The organism is Streptomyces sp. NBC_00597, assembly GCF_041431095.1.
GTDB lineage: Bacteria > Actinomycetota > Actinomycetes > Streptomycetales > Streptomycetaceae > Streptomyces.
This window is the reverse complement of record NZ_CP107757.1, coordinates 3,720,420-3,737,275: the sequence shown is the minus strand read 5'-3', so window position 1 is coordinate 3,737,275 and position 16,856 is coordinate 3,720,420. Positions and strand designations below refer to the sequence as shown.

Annotated in this window: 17 protein-coding genes and 1 tRNA gene; 12 read left to right on the top strand and 6 right to left on the bottom strand. The window is 73.4% G+C overall.

Going from position 1 to position 16,856, the window contains the following annotated elements; genetic code table 11:
• Positions 1 to 12: 12 nt before the first annotated feature.
• Both OG974_RS16640 and OG974_RS16635 read right to left on the bottom strand, forming a co-directional pair.
• Entirely contained in the window at positions 13 to 426 is a 414-nt protein-coding gene (locus tag OG974_RS16640) for a GNAT family N-acetyltransferase (protein ID WP_329313556.1), read from the bottom strand.
• Positions 427 to 561: 135 nt separating this feature from the next.
• Positions 562 to 1,260 (bottom strand): 4'-phosphopantetheinyl transferase superfamily protein, encoded by a 699-nt coding sequence (locus OG974_RS16635; protein ID WP_371643588.1) that lies wholly within the window; start codon positions 1,258 to 1,260, stop codon positions 562 to 564.
• 72 nt (positions 1,261 to 1,332) lie between these two features.
• On the opposite strand from OG974_RS16635, the gene OG974_RS16630 reads away from it, so the two are divergent.
• Complete coding sequence (locus tag OG974_RS16630) at positions 1,333 to 2,100, top strand: alpha/beta hydrolase (RefSeq protein ID WP_327285649.1); 768 nt, start codon at positions 1,333 to 1,335, stop codon at positions 2,098 to 2,100.
• A 32-nt stretch (positions 2,101 to 2,132) separates the two neighbouring features.
• Here the strand turns inward: OG974_RS16630 and OG974_RS16625 are convergent, their stop codons facing one another.
• The gene (locus OG974_RS16625; RefSeq protein WP_327283490.1) at positions 2,133 to 2,660 is read right to left on the bottom strand and encodes a hypothetical protein; all 528 of its coding nucleotides are present in this window, start codon (positions 2,658 to 2,660) and stop codon (positions 2,133 to 2,135) included.
• Positions 2,661 to 3,049: 389 nt separating this feature from the next.
• Between OG974_RS16625 and OG974_RS16620 the strand changes: the two genes are divergently transcribed.
• The gene (locus OG974_RS16620; RefSeq protein WP_327283489.1) at positions 3,050 to 3,535 is read left to right on the top strand and encodes a phospholipase; all 486 of its coding nucleotides are present in this window, start codon (positions 3,050 to 3,052) and stop codon (positions 3,533 to 3,535) included.
• Here OG974_RS16620 and OG974_RS16615 read toward each other — a convergent pair.
• Both OG974_RS16615 and OG974_RS16610 read right to left on the bottom strand, forming a co-directional pair.
• Complete coding sequence (locus tag OG974_RS16615; RefSeq protein WP_327283488.1) at positions 3,532 to 4,278, bottom strand: class I SAM-dependent methyltransferase; 747 nt, start codon at positions 4,276 to 4,278, stop codon at positions 3,532 to 3,534. The two genes, OG974_RS16620 and OG974_RS16615, sit on opposite strands and share 4 nt — an antisense overlap.
• 177 nt (positions 4,279 to 4,455) lie before the next feature.
• A tRNA-Arg gene (locus OG974_RS16610) sits at positions 4,456 to 4,528 on the bottom strand.
• A gap of 332 nt (positions 4,529 to 4,860) precedes the next feature.
• Here OG974_RS16610 and OG974_RS16605 point away from each other — a divergent pair.
• The 9 genes from OG974_RS16605 to OG974_RS16565 all read left to right on the top strand — a co-directional run bounded on the left by OG974_RS16605 (position 4,861) and on the right by OG974_RS16565 (position 15,242).
• Positions 4,861 to 6,474 (top strand): GTPase domain-containing protein, encoded by a 1,614-nt coding sequence (locus OG974_RS16605; protein WP_327283487.1) that lies wholly within the window; start codon positions 4,861 to 4,863, stop codon positions 6,472 to 6,474.
• Between the two features lie 4 nt (positions 6,475 to 6,478).
• Positions 6,479 to 8,311: a GTPase gene (locus OG974_RS16600; RefSeq protein ID WP_327283486.1), complete on the top strand. Its 1,833-nt coding sequence runs from the start codon at positions 6,479 to 6,481 to the stop codon at positions 8,309 to 8,311.
• Between the two features lie 104 nt (positions 8,312 to 8,415).
• The gene (locus OG974_RS16595; RefSeq protein ID WP_327283485.1) at positions 8,416 to 8,823 is read left to right on the top strand and encodes a single-stranded DNA-binding protein; all 408 of its coding nucleotides are present in this window, start codon (positions 8,416 to 8,418) and stop codon (positions 8,821 to 8,823) included.
• Between the two features lie 131 nt (positions 8,824 to 8,954).
• Positions 8,955 to 10,223, top strand: a complete 1,269-nt coding sequence (locus OG974_RS16590; protein WP_328762791.1) for a thioester domain-containing protein — start codon at positions 8,955 to 8,957, stop codon at positions 10,221 to 10,223.
• Between the two features lie 184 nt (positions 10,224 to 10,407).
• Positions 10,408 to 11,892, top strand: a complete 1,485-nt coding sequence (locus tag OG974_RS16585; RefSeq protein WP_329313554.1) for a phosphatase PAP2 family protein — start codon at positions 10,408 to 10,410, stop codon at positions 11,890 to 11,892.
• A gap of 31 nt (positions 11,893 to 11,923) precedes the next feature.
• On the top strand, positions 11,924 to 12,310 hold the full coding sequence (locus OG974_RS16580) for a barstar family protein (protein WP_327283482.1): 387 nt from the start codon (positions 11,924 to 11,926) through the stop codon (positions 12,308 to 12,310).
• A gap of 81 nt (positions 12,311 to 12,391) precedes the next feature.
• Positions 12,392 to 14,056, top strand: a complete 1,665-nt coding sequence (gene ettA, locus OG974_RS16575) for an energy-dependent translational throttle protein EttA (RefSeq protein ID WP_327283481.1) — start codon at positions 12,392 to 12,394, stop codon at positions 14,054 to 14,056.
• Positions 14,057 to 14,061: 5 nt separating this feature from the next.
• Positions 14,062 to 14,523 carry a thioesterase family protein gene (locus tag OG974_RS16570; RefSeq protein ID WP_327283480.1) on the top strand — a complete coding sequence of 154 codons (462 nt, stop codon included), beginning with the start codon at positions 14,062 to 14,064 and terminating at the stop codon, positions 14,521 to 14,523.
• Complete coding sequence (locus tag OG974_RS16565; protein WP_327283479.1) at positions 14,520 to 15,242, top strand: hypothetical protein; 723 nt, start codon at positions 14,520 to 14,522, stop codon at positions 15,240 to 15,242. Before OG974_RS16570 ends, OG974_RS16565 begins: the two co-directional genes overlap by 4 nt.
• Positions 15,243 to 15,333: 91 nt before the next feature.
• Here the strand turns inward: OG974_RS16565 and OG974_RS16560 are convergent, their stop codons facing one another.
• Positions 15,334 to 15,738, bottom strand: a complete 405-nt coding sequence (locus OG974_RS16560) for a globin (RefSeq protein ID WP_327283478.1) — start codon at positions 15,736 to 15,738, stop codon at positions 15,334 to 15,336.
• A gap of 98 nt (positions 15,739 to 15,836) precedes the next feature.
• Between OG974_RS16560 and OG974_RS16555 the strand changes: the two genes are divergently transcribed.
• A complete protein-coding gene (locus OG974_RS16555; RefSeq protein ID WP_371643584.1) occupies positions 15,837 to 16,853 on the top strand; it encodes a methyltransferase domain-containing protein in 1,017 nt (338 codons plus the stop codon).
• Positions 16,854 to 16,856 lie beyond the last annotated feature (3 nt).

The following is a 16,856-nucleotide window of genomic DNA, read 5'->3' as shown; positions in this document are numbered from 1 at the left end:
CCGCCGGAGGGATTAGCCGGAGAGGGGCCAGCCGCGCATCGCGAAGACACCCTCGTCGCGGGCCCCGGCGGCGGCGTACGTGGCCAGGGCGGCCTCGTTGTCGGTGTCGACCCCCACCCACATGCCGTAACAGCCGCGCGCCCTGGCCTCGTTGGCGAGCGCTTCGGTCAGGGCCCGGCCGATGCCGCGGCGCCGGTAGCCCTCGTCGACGGAGAGCTCGTACAGGCACATCTCGGTGCCCTTGTCGGGGTGGCTCATCTCGACGCCGGAGACCATGCCGGCGGGGATGCCGTCGACGTAGGCGATGAGCATCAGGTGTCCCGGCGCGGCGAGGAAGCGCTCGGACCGGTCGAGTGGGGCGGGGCCGTCGAAGAGCCCCTCCGCGGCCTGGAGTTCGGCGACGGTGCGGGCGGCGCGGATGTCCATGTCGGCCACGATAGGCGTGTATGACCAGCGGCGACCGTGATTTCGGCCCGGCGCGGCGAACGGCCCGGCGGGCGGCGCGCCGGCGACCGGCCGAGGACGCCCCGGCCGCGGTGCCGGGGCCGGGGCCGGTCCGGGTCAGACGCGCAGGGCCAGGGCCGCCGCGTAGGCCGGTGGGGCCGGGAGGTCGATGAGGCGCCAGCCGGGGACGGCGGCGGGGCCGGGGCCCGAGCCGATGTACGGCTCGGCCAGGCCCTCGGCCAGGCCGGTGCCCGTGCCCTTGAAGTAGGCCTCCTTGCGCGACCACAGGCGGCCGAGTGCCTCCGGCCGCTGCGCCGCGGGCAGCGCGGAGAGTTCCGCGGTCTCCGCCGGGTGCAGGCTGTTCAGCACGTCCTTCACCGCCGCCGCGCTCGGCACGGCCTCCACGTCGATCCCGACCGGCACCCCCGCGAACGCGAGGTACGCCAGGTCGTCGCTGTGCGAGAGCGAGAACTGCACCGCGCCCCCCGCGACCGCAGGCCTCCCGTGCGGGCCGTCGCAGCACGGGCAGTCCTCCCGGACCAGGCAGACGTCCTGCGGAGCCATCCCCAGGTAGCCGCCGAGCAGGACCCGCAGCCCCACGTGGGAGGCGAGGTACCGGTGCCGGTCCCCGGCCCGCACCAGCCGCCCGGCCCGGTCCCGCTCGTTCGCGTCCAGGATCGGCAGCGCCTCGTCGACCCGGTGGCCACCGACCACGTCGAGGGTGGTGTCCAGGGACCAGACCGTCACGCCGGTCCCCGTCGGGAGCAGGCCTGTCCGCGGGGTGTCCTCGCCGAGTCGGTTCACATGCGTACTCACCCGACGAGGGTAGTCGAGGCGCCCGCTGCGGCCCTGGTTACTCTCGTCCTCTCGTCGATCAAGGAGCCCATGGTGCGAAGTGCCGCCGTCACGCCGGGAGATGACCGGATCCGCTGGGTCGAACTGCCGGGGGAGGAGCCCGCCCGGGTGTACGTGCACGGGCTGGGGTCGACCTCGCCCGCCTACTTCGCCGCGAGCGCCGTGCACCCCTTGCTGGCCGGCCGCCGGTCACTCCTGGTCGACCTGCTGGGGCACGGGCACAGCGACCGGCCCGAGAACTTCCCGTACACCCTGGAGGCGCACGCCGACACCCTCGCCGCCGCCCTCGACGCGGCCGGTGTCACCGGCGCCGAGCTGATCGCCCACAGCATGGGCGGCGCCGTGGCCATCGTGCTCGCCCACCGCCACCCCCGCCTGGTCTCCCGGCTGGTGCTGGTCGACGCCAACCTGGACCCGGTGCCGATCGTCCCGCGCACCGCCGGCAGCAGCGGGATCGCCTCCTACACCGAGGAGGAGTTCCTGGCCGGTGGCTGGGCCGAGGTGCGCGACCGGGTCGGCGCGCACTGGTGGTCCACCATGCGCCTGGCGGACCGTACGGCCCTGCACCGGACGGCGGTACACCTCGCGGCCGGCACGAGCCCGACCATGCGCGAGCTGCTGCTGGAGCTGAAGATCCCGCGCAGCTACCTGCTGCCCGCGGCCGACGGACCCCTCGCCGGCGCCGAGGCCCTGGAGAGCGCCGGGGTGTCCGTGGTCCCCGTCCCGGACTGCGGGCACAACATCATGCTCGACAACCCGGAAGCCTTCGCCCAGGCCACCGCCGCCGCACTCACCCCCTAGAACCAGGCCCGGGCCCAGGCCAGGTCTTGGCCCTAGCCGCGGCTGCGGGCGTGGGCCGGCGCCGGAGCGCCGTCCTCCGCCTTCGCCCCCGGTGACGGGGTGCCGTCGGTCCAGGCGTAGACCCGCTTGCCGCGCACCGCGACCTGGTACTGGTAGAAGTCCCGGCACTCGGGCCGCTCCTCGGCCCGGGTGCCGTGCGGCCACCACTTGGCGTCCAGCCGCCGTCGCCCGCCCAGGTCCTTCGGCGCGCCGGCGGAGCACTGCGGGCCGTCCAGCGAGGTCGTTCCGAGCGTGAAGCGGATCAGCCTGGCCTCGCCGCTCGTACGCGCGCGTATGCGTATGTCGGTGGCGTCCTTGGGCACCCAGGACGGCAGCGTGAAGGCCGGGTTGCCGCGGGTCGGCGCATCGGCGGTGGTCGCGAAGTGCTTGCTCTTCTCCTTGAAGACCTGGTCGTTGATGGAGTCGGTCAGCGGATTGGGCGGGAGGTTGGGCAACGCGAAAGCGGCGGTGGCGACGACTCCCACGGTGGCGGCGGCGATGACGAGGGGACGGCGGTTCATGTGATCCAGTCTCGGCCTCGGCGCCTCCCGGCGCGTCCCTCCGTAGGACGAACCCGATATCTGCCGGAAGTCTGATACGGCGTCCTACCTGAGGGCTGCCCCGACTACGAAGGGCCCCGGAATCCGGCACGACGGACGCCCGGGACGAGGCCGGCGCTAGGTCGGCACGGGCCAGCACGGGCCAGCACGGGCCGGCACGGGTCCGGCGCACGGCCGGGAACGGCACCCAGCAGCGGCACTGACCCCTCGTCACCCCACCACCCAGGCCTGCGAGCAGCCGTTATAGCGGCGTTAAGGGGCGGCGATAGGACGTGCCCCGACGGTGGAACCCGACGCCGTACCGGGGGTTACCCGGGCGGCCCCCCCCACCCCCGTCCCGGAGGAATGCCATGCGCCGTCGTCTCGCTCCACTCCTCGCATCCACGGCCGCCGCCGGTGTGCTCGTCGTCGCGTCTCCCGCGTCGGCGGCCCCGGCCGACAAGCCTCAGGTCCTCGGTGGTTGGACGCAGACCAGCGCCACCAGCTACAACGCCTGGGTCGCTGCGCGCGGCAACCAGGGCAAGTGGTCGGCGTACGGGTTCGACTGGTCGACGGACTACTGCTCCTCCTCGCCCGACAACCCCTTCGGGTTCCCCTTCCAGACATCCTGCGCCCGCCATGACTTCGGCTACCGCAACTACAAGGCCGCAGGAGCGTTCACGGCCAACAAGTCCCGGCTGGACGACGCCCTCTACGCGGACCTCAAGCGGGTCTGCTCGGCGTACTCGGGCGTCAAGAAGGGCTCCTGCGACAGCACCGCCTGGACCTACTACCAGGCCGTCAAGGCCTTCGGCGTCTCCCCGCAGGACGTGCCGCAGGACGCCCCCGCCGCCTAGGCCCCCGGCGCGCGGGCGAGCCTGAGGTCGACCACGTAGTGCTCCTCGATCGTTCCCCCCGGGAACATCGCGCGGAGCCGGTCGCGCTCGGCTGCGAGGAAGTCGTCCGTACCGGGTGCGCCGATCAAGAAGAGGGAGTGCGTCGCCAGCTTGGCGAGATGGGCGCCGACCGGGATCCGGCGCGACCAGCGCAGCAGTCGGGTGGTGAACTCCAGGCCGCCCTGTGACCGCGGATGGTCGTTGATGTACCAGCCCGGGCCGAAGTCCTTCTCGATGCGCGCCTGCTGGTCGGCGATCCATCCGACACCGGTGTCCGGATCGTTCGACCAGACGGCCAGCGCGCCGCCCGGCCGCAGCGCGCGCAGGGCCTCCGGAACGGAACGGGCCGGATCGGTCCAGTGCCAGGACTGCGCGTACGCGAGGAGGTCGAGGGAACCGGAGGCGAACGGCAGCCGGTCCCCGTCCCCCCGTACGAGCGGCACCCGCGGGTTGCGCCGACGGAACTCCAAGGCCATCCCCTCTCCCGGCTCCACGGCGACGACCCGCGCCCCACGGGCGTGCAGCAGGCCGGTCGCGAGCCCGGTCCCGGCCCCGACGTCGGCGACCCGCGCCCCGGCCAGCGCGAATCCGGCGAGCTCCTCCAGCGCATCGAGGAGCGCCTCCGGATAGGAAGGCCGATGTTCTCCGTAGCGCCGGGCCGCCGAGCTGAACGACCGCGCCCGCTCCCGGGATCCGTCCGTCATCCCCCCATCTTCCCGCAGGCACCCCCCGAACGGCACCGAACGGGCGCCGAGAAGGTGGGGTCGGCGGCAAGACGGGCGCCGAGAAGGTGTGATCGGTAGCGAGCGGACTCCTCCGCAAGACTTCTGACCTGCACGAAAGCCCTCCCCGGGGGGAGGGCTGAGGCGGCTGGCGGTGAGTGCCCCCGGCAGGACTCGAACCTGCGGCCAAGTGCTTAGAAGGCACCTGCTCTATCCACTGAGCTACGGGGGCCGGAAGGTGGCCGTGGTGGCCTGGAGCCCCGGGATGGGGGTGGGACCGTCGTCCGTGCCAGGTCAAGGATAGGGCTCCGGTTGCCTTGTCCCGGTTGCTTCACCCGCGTGCCACGATGTGGAGGTTCGGTGAAGCGGTCCCGATAATCGCAGGCAGGTGCGATTCTCGCACCGCTTTTGCGCCGCGGCGCCCTTGGTGTTGTGCACTCGTTATGCCTGCGCCCCACTCGTCCGCTGTGTCCAAAAGGTCCCACTGGAGTCGCGATCGGCGCGCAGAGGGCGTATAAGCTTCAAAAATGGCCCCAAATTGGGCATTCTTCGCATGTGGTGACCTTGGATGTTCGGCCTCAGCTGCTCGATGCCCTGTCCGCCCTGCGCGACCGGGTCGCGTCCGTGCGTCTGCCGCTGCCCCTGCCCGGCGCCCCGCGCGCCCGCCAGACCAGAGCCGAGCTGCTGGCGCAGCTCGACGACTACCTCGTACCCCGGCTGAAGGCGCCCGAGGCGCCGCTGCTCGTCGTCGTAGGCGGGTCCACCGGGGCCGGTAAGTCCACTCTCGTCAACTCGCTCGTGGGGCGCCAGGTGAGTGAAGCCGGCGTACTGCGCCCCACCACCCGGATCCCCGTGCTCGTCTGCCATCCGGATGATCATCACTGGTTCGCCGGCATGCGGGTGCTCCCCGACCTGATGCGGGTCTGGGCCCCGCCCGGCGAGGACGACCAGTTCCCCGGACCCCACCGCGGCTCCCCCCGCGGGTACGGGACCACCGCGGCCACCCGTGAGCTGCGCATCGAGACCGTCGCCGGCCTGCCGCGCGGGCTCGCCATCCTCGACGCCCCCGACATCGACTCCCTCGTGGTCGAGAACCGGACGCTCGCCGCCCAACTCATCTGCGCCGCAGACGTCTGGGTCATGGTGACCACCGCCTCGCGCTACGCCGACGCCGTCCCGTGGCACCTGCTGCGCACCGCCAAGCAGTACAAGGCCACCCTGATCACCGTCCTCGACCGGGTCCCGCACCAGGTGCTCGCCGAGGTCTCGCGGCAGTACGGGGCCCTTCTCAATCGGGCCGGGCTGGGCGACGTCCCGCGGTTCACGGTGCCCGAGCTGCCCGAATCGGCCGGCGGGGGCGGACTGCTGCCCGCCAGCGCCGTCGCCCCGCTGTTCGCGTGGCTCGCCCACCACGCGCAGGACCCGGCCGCCCGGCAGCACGCCGTCGGGCGGACCGCGCTCGGCGCACTGGACTCCCTCGGGCGCCGGATGCCCGAGCTGGCGTCCGCCGTGGCCGCCCAGCACGCCGCCGCCGTACGGATGACCTCGGCCGTGGAGGACGCGTACAAGCGGGAGGGCAAGCGGGTCCGCAACCGGCTCGACCAGGGCGCCGTACTGTCCGGTGACGCCCTGACCCGCTGGCGCGGCTACCCCCTCGACACGAGCGCCGACGAACTGCTCGACTCCCTCGCCGAGTCGCTCGCCGCGCTGCTCCAGTGCGCGGTGGCCGCCGCCGACGAGCGCATCGCCCAGGCCTGGCGGCGCGAACCGGCCGCCGGCGCCGTGCAACTGCCCGGGCCCGACCGGGAGGCGGGGGAGCGCATCGGCGTGGCCGTACGGCACTGGCGGCGCGTGCTGGAGGAACTCGCCGAGGAGGAGGTGGCCCGGCTCGACAAGCAGCCCGCGCCCCACCCCGACGCGATCGCCGCCCTGCTCGTCGCGGCCCTCCTCGGCGGCAAGCGGGCCCGGCCCGCCGGGGAGAAACTCGCCGAGCGGATCGGCGTACAGGCCGCCGTGAGGCTGCGCGACCGCGGCGGCGAACTGGTCGCGGATCACCTGGAGCAGGTGCTGCGGGCCGAACGGGACCGGCGGCTGGCCCCGTTGGAGGCGCTCGAAGTCACGCCGGAACCGCAGGCCGAGCTGATCGCCGCGCTGTCCCTACTGCAGAAGGAGAGGTGACGCGGTGACCACCGTGACCGACCGCACCGACGACCGCTGGGACGACGGATTCATCGCACGCTCGCGCCGCGCGGGCGAGATCGACACCGAGGACGGGAGAGACGAGGACGACGACGCGCTCGTCCTCGCCGTCTCCGGCGCCGGCAGCGACGGGGGCAAGGCGCCTTCGTCGCCGCTCAGCCCCGAGGGGCAGGCGCTGCGCACCCGCCTCGAAGCACTGCGCCAACTGGTCGGGCTCTCGCGGACCCGCCTCGACGGCAAGACCCTCGCCGAGGCCGGCCGGGTGCTGGACGAGGCGGCCGCCCGGCGCGGACTGTCCTCGCAGCACACGGTCGTCGCCATCGCCGGAGCCACCGGAAGCGGCAAGTCCACGCTCTTCAATTCACTGGCAGGAGTGCAGATTTCCGAGACCGGGCTGCGCCGGCCCATGACCGCCGCACCCATCGCCTGCAGCTGGTCCGACGGAGCGGCCGGGCTGCTCGACCGGCTGGAGATCCCGGGCAGGCTGCGCCGCCGGCCGCGCGAGACCTCCGAGGCCGGGGCGCTGCGCGGGATGGTCCTGGTGGACCTGCCGGACCTGGACTCCGCGGTCGGCGCCCACCGCGAGCACGTGGACCGGGTGCTCGCCCTCGTCGACGCGGTGGTGTGGGTGGTCGACCCCGAAAAGTACGCCGACGCGGTGCTGCACGAGCGGTACCTGCGACCGCTCGCCGGACACGCCGAGGTGACCTTCGTCGTGCTGAACCAGGTGGACCGGCTGCCCGGTGAGTCCGCCGACCTCGTACTGGACGACCTGCGGCGGCTGCTGGACGACGACGGCATCGCCCTCGGCGAGTACGACGAACCCGGCGCCACCGTCCTCGGGCTGTCCGCACTGACCGGCGAGGGCGTCGGGGAACTGCGCGACCTCCTCGCACAGTTCACCCAGGAGAAGGGCGCCGCGACCCGGCGGATCGCCGCCGACGTCGACCGGGCCGCCATGCGGCTGCGCCCGCTGTACGTGGCCGACGGCCATCCCGGGCCGGAGATCGGGGAGGTGGCGCGCGCCGAGTTCGAGGACCGCCTCGCGGAGGCCGTCGGGGCGTACGCGGCCGGACTCGCCGCCGAGCGCGCTTGGCGCCGCAACGCCGGGAAGGCGTGCGGCACCCCGTGGCTGCGGCTGTGGCGGTGGTACGAGGACCGGCGCGCCCCGCGCACCCTGGCCGGGCTCGCCGCCCTGGCGGCGATCGGCGGCCGGGGCCCGGTCACCGCGGAGCCTGCGGTCGAGGAGGAGGTGACCGCGCGCCAGCGGGTCGAACAGGCCGTACGGACCGTCGCCGACGCGGCGGCCGACGGGTTGCCCGACGCCTGGGCGCAGGCGGTGCGGGAGACCGCGGTGCGCGGCGCCGAGCAGCTCCCGGAGGCGTTGGACGAGATCGCGGTGACGCTGGGGTCGGCGGTCACGGTGCCGAGCGTCAAGCCGCCGCGGCCGCGGTGGTGGCCGGTGGCGGTGCTGGCGCAGGCGGCGATGACGCTGCTGCAGATCTACGGGGGGCTGTGGCTGGTCGGGCAGATCGCCGGGGTGCTGGAGCCGCGCCTGATGCCGCCGGTGCTGCTCATGGTGGCGGGCATCGTCGGCGGGCCGCTGGTGGAGTGGGCCTGCTCGATCGCGGCCCGCGGTCCGGCGCGGCGCTACGGGCAGGACGCGGAGCGGCGGCTGCGGCAGGCGGCGGCCGGCTGCGGGCGGGCCCGCGTGCTGGAGCCGGTGGCCGCGGAGCTGCTGCGCTACCGGGAGGTGCGCGAGCAGTACGCGACGGTGTCCGCAGGGGGGACGAAGTTGTCCACAACCCGCGAGTAGTCCACAGGCCGGAGCGGGGACCGGGGGGTCGCGCCAGCATGGTTCGTACCTCGTGCGGATGGTCCGTGCGGGTGCAGGTGCGGATGCGGGGGAGGGCTGCCGGGATGAACGACACCCTGGTGACGCTGGTCGGCCACGTGGCCACGCAGATCGACTACAAGGAGACGGTGAACGGGCCGTCGGCGCGGTTCCGGTTCGCCGTGACGCCGCGCTACTTCGACCGGCGCAAGGACGCCTGGACGGACGGGTCCACCAGCTTCTACACGGTGTGGGCGCGGCGCACGCTCGCGGTGAACCTGGCCGGCTCCGTCGCGGTGGGGGAGCCACTGGTGGTGCACGGGAGGCTGCGGGTGCGGGCGGACCCGCCCGACGGTGAGGGCAAGGGGTGGTTCTCGGCGGAGATCGACGCGACCGCCATCGGCCACGACCTGAACCGGGGGACGGCGGCGTTCCGGCGGGTCGTCAAGGTGGACCTCCCGCTGATGGATACTCAGAAGGCGGCGGTGGTCTGAGTGTTCGAGGCGGTTAGGATTCCCCGGTACTCACGGGCACCTGGGTCGCTGGCCCGAAGGGGAAGACTGTGTCGATTGCCGTTCCCGCATCCTCCGCTCCTGATTCCGTTCCTGCTCCGGTACCTGATGCGGTGCCCGGATCCGTTCGCTCCTCGCTCGCTGCTGCCCGCACCTCCGGTCTGCCTGCCGAGTCTGCCGTGCCTGCTGCGGCGGCAGCGCCCGTACGGGCCCCCGGGCGGCGGCCATTGGCGGCTGCGCTGCTGGCCGCGGCCCTGGCCGCAGCCCCGGGCGCGCGGGCGGCCGCCGACACCGGGACGCCCTCGCCCCGGACACCGGAGGGCGCGAGCGCCGTGCTGGACGGGCTCAAGACGTACGGGCAGGCGGTCCTGCACGCCAAGGACGGGTCGGTCCGCCAGATACCGGCCGGGCTGTACGAGATGCGGGTCGACGGCGGCGGGACGCTCCAGACCTACGGCGTCGGCGTGGCGGGCAACGCCCAGCCGCAGGCCCGGTACACCGAGAGCGGCTGGAGCGGCAGCCTGCTCGCCGGGAACGGAGAGGCGGGCCGGATCCGCTGGGTCCTTGAGCACTCCTATCCGCAGCTGAACGACCTCGCCGGGCTGGCCAAGGCGGCCGGTGCCGGGGCGCTGACCGCGCAGAGCGCGGCGGCCGGGACGCAGGTCGCGATCTGGCGGCTGGCGGACGGCGCGCAGGTGGAGGCCGCCGACCCTGCGGCGGAGAAGCTGGCCGGCTACCTCCAGCGGTCCGCGGGCAAGCTCCCGGAGCCGCCGGCCTCGTTGGGGCTGGATCCCGGGAACGTGTCGGGGCCCGTGGGTACCCGCCTCGGGCCGGTCACAGTACGGACGGGCGCGCAGAGCGTGACGGTCACCCCGGACGCGGCGGCCGTGGCCCTGGGGGTGCGGGTGGTGGACGCCGAGGGGCGACCGCTCACCAGCGCGGCCAACGGCAGCCGGCTGTACTTCGAGGTGCCCGCGGGCACGCCGGACGGCTCGGCGTCGGTCACCGTCCAGGGCTCCACGAAGGTGCCGGTCGGGCGGGTCTTCACCAGCGAGGTGCCGGCCCAGGCCCAGATCGTGGCCGGCTCCAGCGAGTCCGCGTCGGCGGCGAGGGCGAGCGCGGTCTGGCCGCAGCCCGTCGTGGCGGAGGCCGGAACCACCGGGGAAGCGCCAGCCGTGCCCCAGGCCTCCGGCTCGGCGGCGGCGGCAGCGGCGGCGGCTTCCGCGGAGTCCAGCCCGGACGAGGAGCGGCTCGCCACCAGTGGCAGCTCGGCCGCCACTCCGGTCATCGCCTCGCTGGCCGTGGGCCTGGTGGTGCTGGGCGGTCTGGTGGTCCTCCTGCTCCGCAAGCGCCCACTGGACGAGGAAGAGGACCAGGCCTAGGAGGGGCCGGGCCCAACGGGACCGGGCCGGGCAGCGGGCAGGCGCATGCCCTGGGGGAACGGGCCCACGGGCAGCGGCACGTCGTGCATGGGGTGCTCCGGCATTCGGGTCCCCGGGCACCTCCTCAGGGCTGGTTGGCGGGGCGTGTTGATTCCGGGGCGGGAGGTCCGGGTAGGCGGTGGAAATGGCTGATCAAGAGCTGACCTGGCGGGGCGCCGCCGCACGATGGGACCGGAAGCTGTTCGACGAGGTGGCCCGCAGGCACTGGCCCGCGGCCGACCGGGTGCTACCGAGGCTGGGGCGGGCCGCGAACCACGGGGTGCTGTGGGGAGGGGCCGCCGCGGCGATCGCGGTCCTCGGCTCGGCCGGGGCCCGCAAGGCGGCGCTGTGCGGAGCCGCCTCGCTGGCGCTGGCCTCGGCGACCGTCAACACCGTGGGCAAGTGGTCCGTACGCAGGCCCCGGCCGCTGCTGGAGGGAGTGCCCGAGGTACGGCGGCTCGTGACGCAGCCGACGACCACCTCCTTCCCGTCCGGCCACTCGGCTTCCGCGTTCGCCTTCACCACCGGGCTGGCGCTGCACGCCCCCGGCTGGGGTGCCGCACTGGCCCCGGTGGCCGCGTCGGTTGCGTTCTCCCGCGTCTACACGGGGGTCCACTACCCCTCCGACGTGGTCGCCGGAGCGGCGCTGGGTGTCGCCGCGGGCTACGCCGTACGCCGCATCGCCCGCGGCGTGGAGGAGGCGCGGCTCGTGCCCGGCGCCGAGCGGCCGGCCACCGACGCGCCCGCACTGCCGGACGGGGCCGGGCTCACCGTGGTCGTCAACGACGGGTCCGGCACGGCAGCCGACGCGGGCCTCGACATACTGCGCACCCGGCTGCCCAAGGCCGAAGTGGTCCGGTGCACGGGCCCGGAGCTGCCCGCGGAACTTGAGGCGGCGGCCGCCCGCTCCACCGTGCTCGGCGTGTGCGGCGGCGACGGAACGATCAACGCGGCCGCCACCGCCGCGCTGCGCGCCGGTGTGCCGCTGGCCGTCTTCCCCGGCGGTACCCTCAACCACTTCGCGCTCGACCTCGGCCTGGCCGGAGCCGAGGACACCTGCCGCGCGCTCGCCGACGGCAGTGCGGTCCGGGTCAGCGTGGGCCGCTTCACCCCCGGCCCCGGTCCCGAGGACGACCGCTCCGGCTACTTCCTGAACACCTTCAGCATCGGCGCCTACCCCGAGCTGCTGCGGCACCGCCTGCACTGGGGGCCGCGGATCGGCGGCGGCCCCGCCGCGCTGCTGGCCGCCTGGCGGGTCCTGCGCGCGGAACGCCCCGTACGGCTCCGGCTGGCCGGCCGACCCCGGAGCGTCTGGCTGCTCTTCGCGGGAAACGGCACCTACCACGGCACCGGCGCCACCCCCCGCCGCCGCGACAGCCTCGGAGAGGGCCTGCTCGACCTCCGGCTCGTCCACGGCGGCGGCCGCCCCGGCCCCCGCCTGCTCGCCGCCGCCCTCACGGGCCCGCTGAGCCGCAGCCCCGTCCACACGGCCACCCGCCTGCGCAGCCTGCGCATCGGGGAGATCCCGCCGGGCACCCCGCTCGCGTACGACGGCGAGTACGGCCGCGCCCCGGCCGCCCTCGTCCTCGACACCCTCCCGGACGCCCTGACCGTCTACCGCCCCGGCTGACCGGCCGGCAGACGATCTAGGCTCCCTGACCGTGACGACGACCTACGTACTGGACGGCAGCCGGATCGGCACGCTGGACGACTTCTGGACCCTGATGGGTGAAGCCGTCAACGGCCCCGGAGGCTACTTCGGCCGGAATCTGGACAGCTTCATCGACTGTCTCCGGGGCGGCTTCGGGACCCCCGACGAGGGTGGCTTCGTGGTCGAGTGGCGCGATCACGAGGCCTCCCGGCGGGCCCTCGGCCACCCGGAGACGGCCCGGCGCCTGGAGGGCGTGCTGGCGCGCTGCCATCCGACGAACCGCGAGCGCGTCGCCGAAGAGCTCGCGCTGGCGCGCGGTGGCCGGGGCCCAACCCTGTTCGACGTCCTCACGGAGATCATCGAGGACCAGGCGCCGGGCGCCCTCCGCCTGCGCTGAGCAACCCATTCGCCCGTAGGTGTGGACGACTGGCAAGATGGGGTGTATCTGCCCACCCATCGATCTGCCGGACGGTTTCTCTTGGCTGAGTTCATCTACACCATGCGCAAGACGCGCAAGGCGCACGGCGACAAGGTGATCCTCGACGACGTGTTCCTGAACTTCCTGCCGGGGGCGAAGATCGGCGTGGTCGGCCCGAACGGCGCCGGCAAGTCGACCGTCCTCAAGATCATGGCGGGTCTGGAGCAGCCGTCCAACGGTGACGCCTACCTGTCCCCGGGCTACTCCGTCGGCATCCTCATGCAGGAGCCCAAGCTCGACGAGAGCAAGACCGTCCTGGAGAACGTCGAGGACGGCGTCGGCGAGATCAAGACCAAGCTCAACCGGTTCAACGCGATCGCCGAGGAAATGGCGACGAACTACACCGACGAGCTGATGGTGGAGATGGGCAAGCTCCAGGACGACCTGGACCACGCCAACGCGTGGGACCTCGACGCCCAGCTGGAGCAGGCCATGGACGCCCTGGGCTGCCCGCCCGGCGACTGGCCGGTCACCAACCTCTCCGGTGGTGAGAAGCGCCGCGTGGCCCTCTGCAAGCTGCTGCTGGAGGCCCCCGACCTGCTGCTCCTCGACGAGCCCACCAACCACCTCGACGCCGAGTCCGTGAACTGGCTGGAGCAGCACCTCGCCCAGTACAAGGGCGCCGTCGTGGCGGTCACCCACGACCGTTACTTCCTCGACAACGTCGCCGAGTGGATCCTCGAACTCGACCGCGGCCGCGCGCACCCCTACGAGGGCAACTACTCCACCTACCTGGAGAAGAAGGCCGAGCGCCTCAAGGTCGAGGGCAAGAAGGACGAGAAGCGCGCCAAGCGCCTCAAGGAAGAGCTGGAGTGGGTCCGCTCCAACGCCAAGGGCCGCCAGGCCAAGTCCAAGGCCCGTCTCGCCCGCTACGAGGAGATGGCGGCCGAGGCCGACAAGATGCGCAAGCTGGACTTCGAGGAGATCCAGATCCCGCCGGGCCCGCGTCTGGGCTCGATCGTGGTCGAGGTCAACAGCCTCTCGAAGGCCTTCGGTGACAAGGTCCTCATCGACGACCTGTCCTTCACGCTGCCGCGCAACGGCATCGTCGGCATCATCGGTCCGAACGGCGCGGGCAAGACCACGCTCTTCAAGATGATCCAGGGCCTGGAGAAGCCGGACTCCGGCGAGATCAAGGTCGGCGAGACCGTCAAGATCTCGTACGTCGACCAGGGCCGCGCCAACATCGACCCCAAGAAGACCCTCTGGGCGGTCGTGTCGGACGAGCTGGACTACATCAACGTCGGCAACGTCGAGATGCCGTCCCGCGCGTACGTCAGCGCCTTCGGCTTCAAGGGTCCGGACCAGCAGAAGCCGGCCGGTGTGCTCTCCGGCGGTGAGCGCAACCGCCTGAACCTCGCGCTCACCCTGAAGCAGGGCGGCAACCTGCTGCTCCTCGACGAGCCCACCAACGACCTCGACGTCGAGACCCTGGGCTCCCTGGAGAACGCGCTGCTGGAGTTCCCCGGTGCGGCCGTGGTCGTCTCCCACGACCGCTGGTTCCTGGACCGAGTGGCCACCCACATCCTGGCCTACGAGGGCGACTCGAAGTGGTTCTGGTTCGAGGGCAACTTCGAGTCCTACGAGAAGAACAAGATCGAGCGGCTCGGCCCGGACGCCACCCGTCCGCACCGCGCCACGTACAAGAAGCTCACCCGAGGCTGAGCAACATGGCCAGACATCACTACCGGTGCCCGCTGCGCTGGTCGGACATGGATTCCTTCGGCCACGTCAACAACGTGGTCTTCCTCCGCTACCTGGAGGAGGCGAGGATCGACTTCATGTTCCGGCTGGCGCCGGGGGAGGGCAGTGAGTCCTTCACGGGCGGGTCCGTCGTGGCCCGCCACGAGATCGACTACAAGCTGCCCCTCGTGCACCGTCACGAGCCCGTCCTGATCGAGTCCTGGGTGACCCGGATAGGTGCCGCGTCGCTGACCATCGGCTACGAGGTCAAGGACGAGGCGACCGAGGACGCACCGGAGAAGGTCTACGTGCGGGCCTCGACCGTGGTCGTGCCGTACAACCTCGCCGAGGGGCGGCCCCGCCGCATCACGGCCGAGGAGAAGCACTTCCTGGAGAAGTACCTCGACGAGCCCGTGGGCTCGCGCGCGGAAGGCCGCATCGCCGCATGACCGAACGGCTGTGCTTCGCCGATTCCGGGGAGGCGGCGGACCTCGCCGCCTTCCTGGGCCGGCTGGTGCACTACGACCGTGCCGCCGCGGTCCGCCTCCAGGCGGGCGGCGGCGCGGTCGCCGTCTTCGGACGGCCGGCGTCCTTCGAGGTGCTGGCCATCCGTACGGTGCGCCTCGCGGTGCCCGTCTCCGGGCCGCTGGACGTGACCGTGTCCGCTGGCGAGCTGCTGGAATCCGTGGACGAGGCCGCCGCGAGCGCCGTCGTCCCCGGGCCGGTCACCGGCCCGCCCTGGACCGGGGTGCTCCCGCCCCGCGGTGGCTGGCAGCAGCTGCCCGGGCTGCCCGGACCCGAGCAGGTACGGGCCGCCCTCAGCGCCTCGGTCGCCGAATTCCGGGCCCGTGACGAGGCCCTGCCCCCGCAGCACCGGACCCGGTCCGAGCGGGACCGCATCGGGCGTGAGATCTGGTCCCGGACGTTGGGCGACACCGAACTCCCGCTGCGCGCCGTGCACGCCGCGCAGTCCCTGGGCTTCCTGCGTCCGATCCGGTCGGCCGTCGCGAGCGGCGCCGGCGCGCCCTCCGCCCCCGGAACCCCCGACCCGGTGGCCCTGCTCGGCTCCGGCGGCTGGCTCCGGCTGCGCACCCCGTACGGCTCGATCGCGATGCGCCGCCCCGGCGGTACCGGCGGCCTGGGCGCCCTCCAGGTCCGGCCGCTCTAGCACTCGTCCGGCCTTCGGGCTCGGCAGCTGCGACTGCAGCTGCGGCTCCCGACCTTCCGCCAGGGGTTCCGCGTACGTACCTGCGTACGCGCTACCCCGCGGTGTTGATCATCGAGGCGGCGGCGTACGTCAGGTACCGCCACAGCTGCGCCTCGTGCTCCGGCGCCAGGCCCAGCTCGTCCACCGCCACGCGCATGTGCCCCAGCCACGCGTCGTGCGCCGCCGCGTCCACCTGGAACGGGGCGTGCCGCATCCGCAGGCGAGGGTGCCCGCGGTTCTCGCTGTACGTGTTCGGGCCGCCCCAGTACTGGATCAGGAACAGGGCGAAACGCTCCTCGGCGGGGCCGAGGTCTTCCTCCGGATACATCGGGCGCAGCAGCGGATCTTCCGCGACCCCCTGGTAGAAGCGCCGCACCAGGCGGCGGAACGTCTCCTCGCCGCCCACCTGCTCGTAAAACGTCTGCTCCTGAAGCGTGCCCCGCGGAATCTCATTCACCCGACCATCGTCTCAGACGCCCGGACGGAGGACCGGGGACTTAGGACCAGCCAGGACCACCGCTCGCCTCCGGAGCCCGGCAGCAGGACAGTGGAGCCATGGGTGCACACTCCGGACACTCCACGCGTACCACCCGCCCCCCGCGCACCGCGGAGGGCGAGACGAGGGACCTGCGCGACGCCGCCCACGCGGGGCAGGTGCAGGAGCTGACCGCAGCCGGGGTGCTGGAGGACCCCGCCTGGCGGGCGGCCTTCGCGGCGGTGCCCCGGCACGTCTTCGTCCCGTACTTCTTCACCGGCCGCGGGGCCGGCCACGAGCGGCTCTGGGGCGAGGACCCGGACCCGGCCCGCCGGGCCCGCTGGCTGCGCGGGGTCTACACGGACGCCCCGCTCGCCACCCGGCTGCGCGACGGCGAGCTGCTCTCCTCCAGCAGCCAGCCGTCCCTGATGGCGAAGATGCTGGCGGCGCTCGACGTCCGCGACGGGGACGACGTGCTGGAGATCGGCGCCGGCACCGGCTACACCGCCGCGCTGCTGTGCCACCGGCTCGGCGACGAGCACGTCACCACCGTCGACCTGGACGAGGAGATCACCGAGTCCGCGCGGGCGCACCTGGCCCTGCTCGGCCACCGGCCGTCCGTGGTCACCGGGGACGGGGCGCGGGGCTGCCCCTCCCGGGCCCCGTTCGACCGGATCCTGGTGACGTGCATGCTGCCGCTGGTCCCGCACGCCTGGCTCGGCCAGTGCCGGCCGGGGGCGCGGATCCTGGCCCCGCTGTCGACCGGGCTGATCGCGCTGCGCGTCCAGGACGCCGACTTCGCGGAGGGCCGCTTCCTGCACACCCCCGCCTACTTCGTCCCGCTGCGCGGGGCCACGGCCGCACCGGCCGCGCCCGGGCTGCCGTACGGACTCCCGTACGAGCTGGTGGAGAACGACCACTTCCAGTTCATGCTCGTGCTGACCGCCGGCGCGCTGCATCCGCGCGAGGCCCTGGACCTGTGGCGCGGCGAGGGCCGGCCGGGCCGCGAGCGGTTCGGGGTGACGGTCAGCGCGGAGGGGCAGTGGTCGTGGCTCGACGACCCCCAGGGCCCGTACGTATGGCCCCTGGGGGAGTAGCGC

Coding starts and splice junctions, on each gene's coding strand:
- OG974_RS16640 (WP_329313556.1), bottom strand. CDS start 426: ATGGACATCCGCGCCGCCCGCACCGTCGCCGAACTCCAGGCCGCGGAG.
- OG974_RS16625 (WP_327283490.1), bottom strand. CDS start 2,660: ATGAACCGCCGTCCCCTCGTCATCGCCGCCGCCACCGTGGGAGTCGTC.
- OG974_RS16620 (WP_327283489.1), top strand. CDS start 3,050: ATGCGCCGTCGTCTCGCTCCACTCCTCGCATCCACGGCCGCCGCCGGT.
- OG974_RS16615 (WP_327283488.1), bottom strand. CDS start 4,278: ATGACGGACGGATCCCGGGAGCGGGCGCGGTCGTTCAGCTCGGCGGCC.
- OG974_RS16595 (WP_327283485.1), top strand. CDS start 8,416: ATGAACGACACCCTGGTGACGCTGGTCGGCCACGTGGCCACGCAGATC.
- OG974_RS16585 (WP_329313554.1), top strand. CDS start 10,408: ATGGCTGATCAAGAGCTGACCTGGCGGGGCGCCGCCGCACGATGGGAC.
- OG974_RS16570 (WP_327283480.1), top strand. CDS start 14,062: ATGGCCAGACATCACTACCGGTGCCCGCTGCGCTGGTCGGACATGGAT.
- OG974_RS16565 (WP_327283479.1), top strand. CDS start 14,520: ATGACCGAACGGCTGTGCTTCGCCGATTCCGGGGAGGCGGCGGACCTC.
- OG974_RS16555 (WP_371643584.1), top strand. CDS start 15,837: ATGGGTGCACACTCCGGACACTCCACGCGTACCACCCGCCCCCCGCGC.